The 13,112-nt window shown below is 74.0% G+C and carries 12 protein-coding genes; 5 read left to right on the top strand and 7 right to left on the bottom strand.

Annotated elements, in window-relative coordinates:
- Nucleotides 1-43: 43 nt before the first annotated feature.
- Both DER29_RS17310 and DER29_RS17305 read right to left on the bottom strand, forming a co-directional pair.
- Complete coding sequence (locus DER29_RS17310) at nt 44-1,612, bottom strand: amidohydrolase (protein WP_121399294.1); 1,569 nt, start codon at nt 1,610-1,612, stop codon at nt 44-46.
- A gap of 5 nt (nt 1,613-1,617) precedes the next feature.
- Nucleotides 1,618-2,667 carry a zinc-binding alcohol dehydrogenase gene (locus tag DER29_RS17305; RefSeq protein ID WP_199729463.1) on the bottom strand — a complete coding sequence of 350 codons (1,050 nt, stop codon included), beginning with the start codon at nt 2,665-2,667 and terminating at the stop codon, nt 1,618-1,620.
- A gap of 154 nt (nt 2,668-2,821) precedes the next feature.
- Here DER29_RS17305 and DER29_RS17300 point away from each other — a divergent pair, with 154 nt between their 5' ends.
- Both DER29_RS17300 and DER29_RS17295 read left to right on the top strand, forming a co-directional pair.
- Nucleotides 2,822-4,228, top strand: a complete 1,407-nt coding sequence (locus DER29_RS17300; protein ID WP_121398266.1) for a KamA family radical SAM protein — start codon at nt 2,822-2,824, stop codon at nt 4,226-4,228.
- Between the two features lie 301 nt (nt 4,229-4,529).
- The gene (locus tag DER29_RS17295) at nt 4,530-5,141 is read left to right on the top strand and encodes a histidine phosphatase family protein (protein WP_121398265.1); all 612 of its coding nucleotides are present in this window, start codon (nt 4,530-4,532) and stop codon (nt 5,139-5,141) included.
- Here the strand turns inward: DER29_RS17295 and DER29_RS17290 are convergent.
- The 3 genes from DER29_RS17290 to DER29_RS17280 all read right to left on the bottom strand — a co-directional run bounded on the left by DER29_RS17290 (nt 5,071) and on the right by DER29_RS17280 (nt 7,914).
- Nucleotides 5,071-5,577 (bottom strand): Lrp/AsnC family transcriptional regulator, encoded by a 507-nt coding sequence (locus DER29_RS17290; RefSeq protein ID WP_121398264.1) that lies wholly within the window; start codon nt 5,575-5,577, stop codon nt 5,071-5,073. The genes DER29_RS17295 and DER29_RS17290 overlap by 71 nt on opposite strands.
- 82 nt (nt 5,578-5,659) lie before the next feature.
- Nucleotides 5,660-6,802, bottom strand: a complete 1,143-nt coding sequence (locus tag DER29_RS17285) for an acyl-CoA dehydrogenase family protein (protein ID WP_121398263.1) — start codon at nt 6,800-6,802, stop codon at nt 5,660-5,662.
- Nucleotides 6,799-7,914, bottom strand: a complete 1,116-nt coding sequence (locus DER29_RS17280) for a Xaa-Pro peptidase family protein (RefSeq protein WP_121398262.1) — start codon at nt 7,912-7,914, stop codon at nt 6,799-6,801. The genes DER29_RS17285 and DER29_RS17280 overlap by 4 nt, the downstream gene beginning before the upstream one ends.
- Nucleotides 7,915-8,134: 220 nt before the next feature.
- On the opposite strand from DER29_RS17280, the gene DER29_RS17275 reads away from it, so the two are divergent.
- Nucleotides 8,135-9,514 carry a glycosyl hydrolase family 18 protein gene (locus tag DER29_RS17275; RefSeq protein WP_121398261.1) on the top strand — a complete coding sequence of 460 codons (1,380 nt, stop codon included), beginning with the start codon at nt 8,135-8,137 and terminating at the stop codon, nt 9,512-9,514.
- Between the two features lie 170 nt (nt 9,515-9,684).
- Here the strand turns inward: DER29_RS17275 and DER29_RS17270 are convergent, their stop codons facing one another.
- Nucleotides 9,685-10,773: a DUF4037 domain-containing protein gene (locus DER29_RS17270; protein ID WP_121398260.1), complete on the bottom strand. Its 1,089-nt coding sequence runs from the start codon at nt 10,771-10,773 to the stop codon at nt 9,685-9,687.
- Nucleotides 10,774-10,887: 114 nt separating this feature from the next.
- On the opposite strand from DER29_RS17270, the gene DER29_RS17265 reads away from it, so the two are divergent.
- Together DER29_RS17265 and DER29_RS17260 are read left to right on the top strand one after the other, a co-directional pair.
- A complete protein-coding gene (locus DER29_RS17265; protein WP_121398259.1) occupies nt 10,888-11,115 on the top strand; it encodes a hypothetical protein in 228 nt (75 codons plus the stop codon).
- Between the two features lie 52 nt (nt 11,116-11,167).
- Nucleotides 11,168-12,088, top strand: a complete 921-nt coding sequence (locus DER29_RS17260; RefSeq protein ID WP_121398258.1) for a 5'-3' exonuclease — start codon at nt 11,168-11,170, stop codon at nt 12,086-12,088.
- 51 nt (nt 12,089-12,139) lie between these two features.
- On the opposite strand, the gene DER29_RS17255 is transcribed toward DER29_RS17260, so the two are convergent.
- Nucleotides 12,140-13,021, bottom strand: a complete 882-nt coding sequence (locus tag DER29_RS17255; protein WP_121398257.1) for an MHYT domain-containing protein — start codon at nt 13,019-13,021, stop codon at nt 12,140-12,142.
- Nucleotides 13,022-13,112: the final 91 nt, after the last annotated feature.

Below are 13,112 nucleotides of genomic sequence, written 5' to 3'. Positions count from 1 at the left end.
ACGGCGCCACGCGCCCCCCGTGCCGTACCGATCGTTCGCTCGCTCACGAAGACCCTTCCTCGTAGATCACGTCACCGCGCAACACCGTGCGCCGACACACCGGCAGCGGCGTCGGGTCCAGCGGACCACGCGCCTCCACCTCCGCCGCCAACAACACCGGCAACCCCCGGTCCACCCCCGCCGGCGTCGACCACACCGCGAACGTCGCCGGCGCCCCCAACGCCAGCACACCCTCGTTGTCCAGCCGCACCGCCCGCCACCCGCCACGGGTGTGCGCCGCGAACGCCGACCGCACACTCATCCGCTGCGTCGGGCTGTGGTGCCACACCGCCGCCCGCACCGAACCCCACGGATCCAGCGGCGTCACCGGCGAATCCGACCCGAACGCCAACGCCACCCCGACGCCGTGCATCGCCCCCATCGGATTCGACTCCAACGACCGCTGCAAACCCAGCCGCGACTCGTACATCCGACCCGCGCCACCCCACAACCGGTCGAACGCCGGCTGCATGCTCGCCACGATCCCGTACTCCACGAACCCCGCGATCAACCGCTTGTTCATGATCTCCGCGTGCTCGATACGGTGCCGCGCCGCCCGCACCCGGTCCGTGCCCAGCTTCTCCGCCGCCCCCGCGAAACCCTCCAGCACCGTCGAGATCGCCGCGTCACCGATCGCATGGAACCCACCCTGCACACCGTGCGCCGCACAGTCCAACAGATGCTCCCGCACCTGCTCCGCACTCAGGTAGCCGTGCCCGCAACCCCCGTCACCGTCCAGGTAGTCACGCGACACGTGCGCCGTACGCGACCCCAACGCCCCGTCGGCGAACAGATCACCCCCCGCCCCCACCGCACCCAACTCCCGGGCCCGCGCCGCCCCCATCAGCTCACCCCAGTACCCGTACACCTCCGCCACACCGTCGCCCGACAACGCCAACAGACCCGTGAAGTCCTCCTCGTCGGAGATCTCCGGACCACCGCACTCGTGCACCGCCGCGATACCCAGCGACGCCGCATGCGCCAACGCCGCCCGCTGCGCCGCCGCCCGCTGCGCCCGCGTCACCGACGCGAACGCCGCCGCCCGCACCACATGGTGCGCGTCCCGCCGCAACCACCCCGACGCGTCGTACCCCGCCGCCGACACCACCTGCGGACACGCCGCCAGCAACGCCGCCGACACCAGCGCCGAATGGATCGACGCCTGCGACAGATAGGCCCGCCGCCCCCCGGCCGCCCGGTCCAACACCGCAGCGTCCGGCAGCTCCGGCACCGGCCAGCTCGACTCGTCCCAACCGTGCCCCAGCACCACCGCGTCCGACGGCAACCCCGCCGCGAACCCCGCCACCGCGTCCAGCAACTCCGCCGCCGAGCGCACCCCCGACAGGTCCAGCCCCGACAACGCCAACCCCGTGTCCGTCGCGTGCACGTGCGCGTCGACGAACGCCGGCGTCACCAACGCCCCGTCCAGATCCACCACCCGATCGGCGGCCGGCGCGTCCGCGTCCACCCCCAACCAGGAGATCCGGCCGTCGGTGACCAGCAGAGCCGTCGCGCTCGGATCGGCCGGGCAGTGCAGCGTCCCGCCGCGGTACAGAGTCGAGGGGTTCGTCATGACCATCAGTCTGCCGCCAGACGCGCCTCGAACAACGCCCGCACCCCCGACTCCGCGCGCAGCAGACCCAACGCGAACTCCGCGTGCCCCGGCACGTAACCGTTGCCGACCAGCATCGTCACGTCCGCCGCCAGGCCCTCCGCCCCCAACGCCGCCGCCGCGAAACTCGTCGCCATCGAGAAGAACACCACCGTGCCGCCGTCCGCCGTCGCCAGCACCGCACCGTGCTCACAGCCCGGCACGTCCACGCAGACCACCGTCACGTCCGCCGGCGCCTCCAGCGCCGTCGTCACGGCCGTCGACAACGCCACCGGATCCCGGGCGTCGGCCAACGCCACCGCGTCCGCCAGCCCCACCGCCGCCAGCGCGTCGCGCTCCGCCACCACCGGCACCACCCCGACCGTACGGGCCGCACCCGCCCGCCGCGCCGCCGCCAGCGACAGCGACCCGCTCTTGCCCGCGCCACCGACCACCGCCACCCGCACCGGCGTCGCATCCCCCGCCCGCTCCCGCTCCGCCACGTAGCGCGACACCACCCGCGCCGTCAGCGCCGGCGCCCCGCACACGTCCAGCACCGCCAGGGACAGCTGCGCATCGAGATCCGCCGGCAGCACCGCCGCGATCGACCGGGCGAACAGGATCGCGTACCCGTCGCACGGCACCTGCTCGCTGCGCCCGTCCCAGCGGGCCAACCCGTCGAGGATCGTCAGCGGCGTCAGCGTCAGCGACACCAGGGTCGCCACCCGCTGCCCCGCCCGCAGCCCCAGCGGGGAACGCCGCCCCGCCTCCTCCACCGTGCCGATCAGCATCCCGCCCGACCCGGTCACCGGGTTCTGCATCTTGCCCCGGGCGGACACGATCTGGAGCACCTCGGCGCGGACCGCGTCGCCGTCCCCGCCGTGCTTCTCCCACAGCTGCCGGAAGCTCGCCGCGTCCAGGTTCAACCGCTCCACCCGGATGCGCACCTCGTTCGGCGCGATCTCCGGACTCGCGTCCAGCCGCCACGCGGCCTGCGGCAGCACCCCCGCCGGTTCGACAACGCGGTGCAGACCCACCGGTGACGTCACGCCGACCTCCCCTGTCACGCCGCTCGAAGCCCCGACCAGGGCTCGCGTAGCGGGAAAACTTACGGCAGACTAATTTCTTCACCGAATATTTTCCAGTAGCCTTCAGGGTCGCTGATCAACCGCACCACATCGAGGAGGGGCCGTGACCCAGACCCAACCGGTGGAGACCCTGTCCCCGCCCCGCCCGGCGCCGGTCGCGGTCCCCACCGCCGGACAGCCCTACGAATACCGCCGCGCGCCCCTCGTGGAACCCGACTGGACCCGCTTCCCCGGCTGGCGCCACGTCACCCGCGACCAGTGGGAGAACGCACAGTGGCAGCGCGTCAACTGCGTCAAGAACATCAAACAGCTGCGCACCGTCCTCGGCGACGCGGTCGACGAGACCTTCTACGCCGACCTCGAGGCCGACCAGAAGGCCCTGGCCACCATGTCCATGCTGGTGCCGCCGCAGATGATCAACACCATGGTCCCGTTCGCCCCGATGACCACCGAGGCGTTCTTCGCCGACCCCATCCGGCGCTACATGATCCCCGTCGCCTCCGACCGGCGCACCGACTGGCCCTCCCACCCGTACGCCAGCCGCGACTCCCTGCACGAACACGACATGTGGGTCGCCGAGGGCCTCACCCACCGCTACCCCACCAAGGTCCTCGCCGAGCTGCTCTCCACCTGCCCCCAGTACTGCGGGCACTGCACCCGCATGGACCTCGTCGGCAACTCCACCCCCGCCGTCGACAAGCTCAAGCTGACCCTCAAGCCCGTCGACCGCTACGACGCCCACATCGGCTACCTCAAGGCCCACCCCGGCGTCCGTGACGTCGTCGTCTCCGGCGGCGACGTGGCCAACGTCCCGTGGAAGAACCTCGAGTCCTACCTGATGCGGCTGCTGGAGATCGAGACCATCCGCGACATCCGGCTCGCCACCAAGGCCCTCATGGGCCTGCCCCAGCACTGGCTCCAGCCCGACGTCGTCGAGGGCCTCGAACGGGTCGCGCGCACCGCCGCCCGACGCGGGGTCAACCTCGCCATCCACACCCACGTCAACCACGCCCAGTCGCTCACCCCGCTGGTCGCCCGGGCCGCCCAGACCGCCCTCGACGTCGGCGTACGCGACGTGCGCAACCAGGGCGTGCTCATGCGCGGCGTCAACGCCACCGCCCCCGACCTGCTCGACCTCTGCTTCGCCCTCCAGGGCGAGGCGGGCATCCTGCCGTACTACTTCTACATGTGCGACATGATCCCCAACGCCGAGCACTGGCGGGTCCCGGTCTGGCACGCCCAGCAGCTCCAGCACGACATCATGGGCTACCTGCCCGGCTACGCCACCCCACGCATCGTCTGCGACGTCCCCTTCGTCGGCAAGCGCTGGGTGCACATGCTCACCGAGTACGACCGCGACCGCGGCATCTCGTACTGGACGAAGAACTACCGCACCTCCATCGAGTCCGCCGACGCCGAGGCGCTCAACAAGCGCCACGCCTACTACGACCCGATCGACACCCTGCCCGAGACCGGGCAGCAGTGGTGGGCCGCGCACCGCAACGACTGACCACCAGCGCACCGTCACCCCCGGAGCCGGCACCGGCTCCGGGGGTGACGCGTTTCCGGACCACCCGCCCCCGGCACGCGACTCCCGCCACGTCTCCCCCGCCGGGCGCGGCGACGTCTCTGGGCACACCCACGTCGCTCGCGGCCGTCCTCCGGCCAGCTCAATCCTCCGACCCGTTCTGTGGGCTCTGGGCCTTGTCGGTCGTGTGCCGTTCGTGGTCTGTGGCGGCCCGCACACCCGCTAGGGCATCCTAGGACACTAGGTGAACGACGGGAGGCGGGTCGTCTGGTTGACTGGGCGAATGGGAGAGCTCCTGCTGATCCGGCACGGCGAGACCACCTGGAGCGCCAGCCGCCGGCACACCTCGTACACCGACCTCCAGCTCACCCCCGACGGCGAGCGGCAGGCCCGCGCCCTCGGCCGCTTCCTCGCCGGCCGGCGCTTCGCCGCGGTCCTGACCAGCCCCCGCGCCCGGGCACTGCACACCGCGCGGCTCGCCGGTCTCACGGTCACCGGCACGGTCGGCGACCTGGCCGAGTGGAACTACGGCGAGTACGAGGGGCGCACCACCGCCGACATCCGCGACGACCACCCGAGCTGGTCCATCTGGGCCGACGGCTGCCCCGGCGGGGAGTCCTCGAACCAGGTCGGCGAGCGCCTCGACCGGGTGCTCGCCCGGGTCCACCCGCTGCTCGACCGGGGCACCGTCGCCCTCGTCGGGCACGCCCACAGCCTGCGCGTGCTCGGCGCCCGCTGGGTCGGCCTGCCGCCGTCGGCCGGCGGGCTGCTGCGCCTGGACACCGCCACGGTCAGCGTGCTCGGCCACGAGCACGGCCGGCGGGTCATCCTGCGCTGGAACCAGCCGGTTCCCCCGACGCCCGCGACCGCACCCGAGTCTGGGGCTCGGCACTGATCTTCGGCGGCCGGTTCTCGTACGGCGTCGACAGCACCACCGTCGTGCGGGTGGTCACGTTCGCCGCCGTACGGATCTCCTGGAGCAGCCGTTCCAGGTCGGCCGGGCTGGCCACCCGCACCAGCAGGAGATAGAAGTCCTCCCCCGCCACCGAGTAGCACGAGTCGATCTCGGGCAGGTGGGCCAGCCGCTCCGGCGCGTCGTCGGGCTGCGACGGGTCGAAGGGCCGGATCGCCACGAACGCGGTCAGCGGCAGGTCGAGGGCCTCGAAGGAGACCCGGGCGGCATACCCCTTGATCACGCCGCGCTGCTCCAGGCGGCGCACCCGCTGGTGCACGGCGGAGACCGACAGGCCCACCTTCTCCGCCAGATCCGTGTACGACAGCCGACCGTCAGCGGTCAGCGCGGCGATGATGGCGCGGTCGATCTCCTCCACGGCGTGCAACCTACCGGGAAAACGGCGTCGCGGCGACGACGCGGCCCGCCGACGCGACGCGGCGCCGGCGGGGCGACGCCCGTCAGCCCCTCGCCAGCGCCCGGGAGATGACCAGCCGCTGGATCTGGTTGGTGCCCTCGACGATCTGGAGCACCTTGGCCTCGCGCATGTACCGCTCCACCGGGTGGTCGGCCACGTAGCCGGCCCCGCCGAGCACCTGCACGGCGTCCGTGGTCACCCGCATCGCCACGTCGGTGGCGAAGAGCTTCGCCTTCGCCGCCTCGATCGAGTACGGCCGCCCGGCGTCGCGCAGCCGGGCGGCGGCCAGCGTCAACGCCCGGGCCGCGGAGATCTGGGTGGCCAGGTCGGCGAGCGTGAAGCCCAGCCCCTGGAAGTCGATGATCGCCCTGCCGAACTGCTGGCGCTCCCGGGCGTAGCCGACCGCGTAGTCCAGCGCCGCCTGGGCCAGCCCGACCGCGCAGGCGGCGATGCCGAGCCGCCCCGAGTCGAGGGCGGACATGGCGATGGTGAAGCCCGCCCCCTCCCCGCCGATCAGCCGCTCCGCCGGCACCCGGGCCGAGTCGAAGGCGATCTGCGCCACCGGGGAGGCGCGCAGCCCCATCGTGCGCTCGGCCGCCTGCGGCGCGATGCCCGGCGTGGCGCGGTCGGCCAGCAGGCAGGAGATGCCCTTCGGGCCGGGCCCGCCGGTGCGGCAGAAGATGTTGTAGAAGTCCGCCACCTGCGCGTGCGTGATCCACGCCTTGGTGCCGTCGACCACGTAGTCGTCGCCGTCGCGCACGGCCTTCGTGGTCAGCGCGGCGGCGTCCGACCCGCCCTGCGGCTCCGACAGGCAGTACGCCCCGAGCAGCTCCCCGCCGACCATGTCGGGCAGCAGCTTGCGCTGCTCGTCCGTGCCGAACTGGGCCAGGGGGTAGCAGGACAGGGTGTGCACGCTGACCGCCTCGGCGACCGCGAGCCAGCGGCTGGCCAGGATCTCCAGCACCTGGAGGTAGACCTCGTAGGGCTGGGCGGCGCCGCCGTGCTCCTCGGCGTAGGGCAGGCCGAGCAGGCCGGCCCGCCCGAGGGTGCGCAGCACCTCGCGGGGGAACTCGGCGCGTTCCTCGAACCCGGCGGCTCGCGGCGCCAGCTCCCGGTCGGCGAGCTCGGTGGCGAGGTCCAGCAGGTCGTGGGCCTCGTCGGTGGGGAGGATCCGGTCGACAGTCATAGCGCGATGAGCTCCGTGGGGGTGGTGTTGAGCCGTTGCACGCCGTCCGTGGTGCAGACGACGATGTCCTCGATGCGGGCGCCGTGCCGGCCCGCCAGGTAGATGCCCGGTTCGACGGAGAACGCCATCCCCGGCTCCAGGGGGCGGGCGTTGCCGGCCACCACGTAGGGATCCTCGTGGCCGTCCAGGCCGATGCCGTGGCCGGTGCGGTGCAGGAACGCCGCGCCGAAGCCGGCGGCGGCGATCGGCTCCCGGGCCGCCGCGTCGACGTCGGAGGCGGCGACTCCGGGGCGGACCGCGGCCACCGCGGCCCGCTGGGCGGCGTGCAGCACGGCGTAGTAGTCGACGAACTCGGCCGGCGCCGGGGCGCCCGCGACGTAGGTGCGGGTGCAGTCGGAGCGGTAGCCCGACGGCATCGTCCCGCCGATGTCCACGACGACCGGTTCGCCGGCGCCGATCGGGCGGTCGGAGGTGCCGTGGTGCGGGCTGGCGGCGTTCGGGCCGGCGGCGACGATCACGAAGTCCACGCTCACGTGGCCGGCGGCCCGGATCGCCGCGGCGATGTCGGCGCCCACCTCCGCCTCGGTGCGTCCCGGCCGCAGCCACTCCCCCATCCGCTCGTGCACCGCGTCGATCGCCGCGCCCGCCTCGGCCAGCGCCGCGACCTCGGCCGGGGACTTGCGCAGGCGCATCTCGCGCAGCACCTCGGAGGCCAGCCGCTGGGTGGCGCCGGGCAGCGCCGCGCGCAGGGCCAAGACCTGCTCGGCCCACATCCGGTCGGCCAGGCCGACCGTCGCCACCGGCCCGCCGAGCGCGGCGACGAGCAGCGGGTACGGGTCCGTGCCGTCGGCGTGGTCGACGATGCGTACGCCGGTGGCCGGCGCCGGGGACGCCTCGGCGGCCGGCCGCTCCAGCGTGGGCACGATCAGGGTGGGCTCGCCCTGCGCGGGCAGCACCAGGCAGGTGAGCCGCTCCCCCTCGTGCGCGTCGTAGCCGGTCAGGTACCGCAGGTCGGAGCCCGGGGTCAGCAGCAGCGCGTCCAGGCCCGCGGCGGCGGTGGCGCGCCGGGCCTCGGCCAGCCGCCGGGGCGGATACAGCTCATCGATTCCCACCCGGTCAGCTTAACGGTCGTTCGGGGACGGACCCAGCCCGCCCGGCGGGGACGGGAGCGTCGCTCATCCATCGAACATCATCGTTGACGCGACAGTTAACACTCCTTAGGATTTGGCTGCCTCTAGGATGCCCGACCCGTCCCCCGTACGCCCGCCACCGGCGCCACGCCGCCGACGCGGGCGGCACGGCCGCCACCAACCGCCCACGGGAAGGCCCCCGATGCCCTCATCGCTGTCCCGCCTCAGGTCGGCCCTCGCCGCCGGCCTGCTCACGCTGGCCACCGCCGCCACCACCCTCACCCTGGTCCCCGCCCCCGCGCAGGCCGCCGTGCTGCCCAACGGCTTCCGCAGCGTCGGCTACCTGCCGTCCTGGACCGGCGACGTCAACGCGGTGCAGTACGCCAAGCTGACCCACGTCAACTACGCGTTCGTGCTGCCCAACGGCGACGGCAGCCTCCGCCCGGTGGAGAACCCCGCCAAGCTCTCCCAACTGGTGTCCCGTGGCCACGCCAGCAACGTCAAGGTGTCGATCGCGATCGGCGGCTGGAACAACGGCGACGACTCCGCCTTCGAGGCGCTCGCCGCCAACGCCGGCACCCGCACGACGTTCGTCAACAACGTCGTCAACTTCGTCAACCAGTACAACCTCGACGGCGTCGACATGGACTGGGAGTACCCGGACCCGGGCGCCTCGGCCACCAACTACACGGCGCTGATGCAGCAGCTGGCCGGCGCCCTGCACAGCCGGGGCAAGCTGCTCACCGCCGCTGTCGTCTCCGAGGGCTGGTACGCCGAGGGCGTGCAGCCGGCCGTGTTCGGCCACGTGGACTGGCTCAACATCATGGCGTACGACGGCGGCAGCCCGCACGCCAACTACGACTGGTCGATCAACGCCGTCAACTTCTGGAAGTCCCGGGGCCTGCCCGCCCGCAAGGCGGTGCTCGGCGTGCCGTTCTACAGCCGGCCCGGATACCACACCTACGCCTCGCTGGTCGCCATGGACCCGGCCAACGCCAACCGCGACTGCACCACCGTCGGCGGGACCCAGCAGTGCTACAACGGCATCCCGACGGTGAAGCGCAAGACCCAGTGGGCCCTGGCCAACGCCGGCGGCATGATGAACTGGGAACTCAGCCAGGACACCACCGGGGCCACCTCCCTGGTCAGCGCCATCTACGACACCGCCACCGGCGGCACCACCCCGCCGCCCGTCGGGCGTACCGGCCCGATCACCGGGATCGGCGGCAAATGCGTCGACGTGGCCGCCGCCGGCACCGCCAACGGCACCGCCGTGCAGCTCTACGCCTGCAACGGCACCAACGCCCAGACCTGGACGGTGGGCACCGACGGCACCCTGCGCGCCCTCGGCAAGTGCGCCGACGTGACCAGCGCCTCCACCGCCAACGGCGCCAAGGTGCAGCTGTGGGACTGCAACGGCACCGGCGCGCAGGTCTGGCAGGCCCAGTCCAACGGCACGCTGCGCAACCCGGCGTCCAACAGGTGCCTCGACGCCACCGGCAACAGCTCCGCCGACGGCACCCGGCTGCAGATCTGGGACTGCTTCGGCGGCGCCAACCAGGTCTGGCGACTGCCCGCCTGAGCGGCACGGGGCCCCGCCACCGCCTCGGCGGGGCGGGGCCCGCGCCGACACCGCCCGCCGCCGGTCGACCCCTCGGGCACCAGCCGCACGCCGGCCCGACCGCCCCGGCACCGTCCACCGCCGGTCCGGCGCGCCGGCCGCCACCGGTCTTCGGCCCGGCCCGTCCGGTGTCAGCCCGCTCCGTGCGCCGCCACCGGCAGCGCGGCGGCGAGCCGGCGGGCACGGTGCGCGTGGGTCAGCACGTCCACGCTGTCGACGTACTGGTCGACCGCGCCGAGGGGCGCGCGTGCGCGCAGCGCCGGATCGGTGATGGCGGCGCGCAGCGCGGCGGCGACCCGACCGGCGTCCAGGACCAGGAACGGACGTCCGTGGAACGGCCGGGGCCGGGCGCGCACCGGGGCCGCCAGGCCGGTGTCGTCGGTGCGGGCGGCGAGGGCCTCCAGCGCCCGGACCAGCCCGTCCTCCCGCCGGCGCCAGTCGCCCGGGCCGAGCGCGTCGGCCAGGGCCGCGACCAGGGGCGCCGCGTCGGGCAGCCGGGCGAACAGCGTGCCCAGCCACTTGTCGTACGGGGGCCAGCGGCGGTGCAGCAGCAGGCCGAGCCGCATCAGGTCGCGGGCCAGCCCGGCGGTGACCACCCGGCTGCCCAGGTCGTCGCCGGTCTCGGCGCAGCGGCCGGGCAGGTGCTCGGCCTGGGCGACGCGGGTCCACGCGGCGGCGAGCACGTGCCGCCACACGTCGTCCGGGTACCACGCCAGCGCCGCCCGGGCACCGGTCAGCGCGCCGTCGAGGCCGTCGTGGAAGACCCCGCCGCCGGTCACCTCGGCCAGCCGTTGCGTCGGCGTGGCCAACCAGTCGGCCGTGCTGACGCCGGCGGCCGGGTCGAAGCCCAGCCGATCGCGCCACCAGCCGCCCAGCTCGTCGATCGTGACGCCGTGACGGCTGCCCGCCGGGTCGGCGGCCCCCAGCCGGCCCTGCCCGCTGAAGCGGGTGGGCCAGCCTAGGAACTCCGCCGGCAGGTCGACGTCCAGCGCCGCGCGCAGGTGCGGGATCCGGGCCGCGTCGGACGCGGCGACGAAGAGCTGCCCACGCGGCCCCCAGTCGTGGTCGGTGGAGCGCGTGGTGTCCAGCCCGAGCAGCTCCGAGCCGCCGTCGAGCAGGCCGGCCGCGTAGCTCAGACCGGGAAGGCGGCGACGCAGGATCGGGGCGAGCACCTCGTCGTGGAACCGGCGGCCGAGCGTCAGGCCCGCAACGAACGTCACACCGGTAAGTCTGCGCCGCGCAGCGGCGGGCCCGCAGCCCGGTTCCGCCGCCAGCGGCCGTACGCGCCGATAGGCTCGGCTCGTCCGGGTCGCCGACGGAGAGGACCGACCGCCGTGGCAGCGACGGACCGGGAGCGCGCCGCGACCCGACGCCGCCGGCTGCTCTGGGCGGGCATCCTCGCCGTGGCGGGCCTGGTGCTGCTGGCCGTCGGCCTGACCGTCGCCGACGGCACGGCGGCGTGGATCGAGGTGACGGTCGCGATCGTGCTGCTGCTCATCAGCTACGGCCTGCAGTACGTGGTCCGCCGCGAGACGCTCCACCGCGACCACGAGCGCCCCTGACCGGCCGCGCCGTGCCCCCTGATCGTCGGTGGCATGTGCCAGGCTGTCGGGCGTGGCACAGCGACCCCCCATCCTGCTCATCGACGCGCCCAGTCTCTACTTCCGGGCCTACTTCGGCATACCCGAGTCGGCGGCCCGGGCCGCCGACGGCAGCCCCGTCAACGCGGTGCGCGGCTTCCTCGACATGCTGGCGAGCCTGATCCGCACCCGCCGGCCCGACCGGATGGTCTGCGCGATGGACCACGACTGGCGGCCCGACTGGCGGGTGGCGCTGCTGCCGTCCTACAAGGCGCACCGGGTGGCCCCCGAGGGCGGCGAGGTGGTGCCCGACACCCTCAGCCCGCAGGTCCCGCTGATCCTGGAGGTGCTCGACGCCGTCGGGATCGCCCACGTCGGCGCGGCCGGCTACGAGGCCGACGACGTGCTCGGCACCCTCTCGGTGACCCAGCCGGCGCCGGTGGAGGTGGTCTCCGGCGACCGGGACCTGTTCCAGCTCGTCGACGACGCACGCCCCGTGCGCCTGCTCTACGTGGGGCGGGGCGTGGCCAAGCTGGACGACTGCGACGACGCCGCGGTGCGCGCCCGCTACGGGGTTCCGGCGGACCGCTACGCCGACTTCGCCGCCCTGCGGGGCGATCCCAGCGACGGACTGCCCGGCGTGGCGGGCGTGGGCGAGAAGACGGCCGCCCGGCTCGTCGAGCGGTACGGCGACATCGCGGGCATCCTGGCCGCCCTGGACGAGCCGGGCTCCGGCTTCGCCCCCGGGCTGCGCACCAAGCTCGCCGCCGCGCGCGACTACCTGGCCGTCGCGCCGCAGGTGGTCCGGGTCGCCCTCGACGTGCCGCTGCCCGAGCTGGCCACCGAGCTGCCGACCGCACCGGCCGATCCCGACCGGCTGCTGGAGCTGGCCGGCGAGTGGAACCTGGCGGGCTCGGCACGCCGGCTCGTCGACGCCCTCGCCCAGCGGTCCTGACACCGCCCACCGGGCCGGCACCCGGCGGGCGGCGGCGACCCGCTGGACGGGTCAGCGCGGCGGGTCGCCCCGGCGGGACGGGAAGGGGGTGCCCGGCTGGCCGAGGGTGGACCGGGCCCGCAGCCCCACCGGGTCCGGCGCCGCGGGCGCCGGCTCGGCCGGTTCGTGGCCCCGCAGGTTGTCGAAGTACGCGGCGGCGACCCGGTCCTCGGCGGTGGGGGCGGCCAGCAGCGCGTAGACCAGCCCGACCACGCCGAACACCACCGCGAGGATGATCGGCACGAGCAGGGTGCTGACGCCGGCGCCGGACACCTCGCCCTGCCCGGTGTGCGGATGCACCGACATGGCGCTCATCCCGGTGAAGTGCATGCCGTTGACGGCGACGCCCATCAGCAGCGCCGAGCCGACGATCGCCAGCCCCCGGCGGACGGTCATCGCCAGCCAGAGCGCCACCGTGGCCGCGACCACCGCGATCACGACCGAGAGCACGACCCGGGTGGTGTCGTAGTCGATCCGGCCGTTGAGCCGCATGGCCGCCATGCCGGTGTAGTGCATCGCGGCGACCCCCGCGCCCGTGAACAGGCCCCCGGCGAGCAGCCGCACGGCGGAGAACCGCCCGGTGCCGACGATGGCCAGGCCGATGCCGACCGCGATCACCGCGATCATCGCGCTGGCCACGGTGATCGGCACGTCGTACCGGATCCGGGTGCCCTGGACGGCGAAGCCGAGCATCGCCATGAAGTGCATGGTCCAGATGGCGGTGCCGCCGATGGCCCAGGCCGCCAGGGTTCCCCACCAGGCGCGCTGGCCCGCGCTGCCCGCGGTGCGGATGCGGATCGCGCAGATCAGGCCCAGGGCCGAACCCAGCACCGACAGCGCGTAGCTGAGCGCGGGGGTGATCCACCCGTACTCAAAGTGATTGATCTCCGCCACGGCGGCCTTCTCCCAGATCGATCCACCGACGCGCGATCTCGCGCCGGAGCAATGATCAGGGATGCCGCCACCAGGCACGACGGCACCCCCC

This window comes from Micromonospora sp. M71_S20 (assembly GCF_003664255.1).
Lineage (GTDB): Bacteria > Actinomycetota > Actinomycetes > Mycobacteriales > Micromonosporaceae > Micromonospora.
This window is presented reverse-complemented; position numbering and strand designations above follow the sequence as displayed.

What these genes read in the sequence shown, in the direction of transcription:
- DER29_RS17310 (WP_121399294.1), bottom strand. Translation starts at nt 1,612, where the DNA reads ATGACGAACCCCTCGACTCTGTACCGCGGCGGGACGCTGCACTGCCCG.
- DER29_RS17295 (WP_121398265.1), top strand. Translation starts at nt 4,530, where the DNA reads ATGGGAGAGCTCCTGCTGATCCGGCACGGCGAGACCACCTGGAGCGCC.
- DER29_RS17285 (WP_121398263.1), bottom strand. Translation starts at nt 6,802, where the DNA reads ATGACTGTCGACCGGATCCTCCCCACCGACGAGGCCCACGACCTGCTG.
- DER29_RS17275 (WP_121398261.1), top strand. Translation starts at nt 8,135, where the DNA reads ATGCCCTCATCGCTGTCCCGCCTCAGGTCGGCCCTCGCCGCCGGCCTG.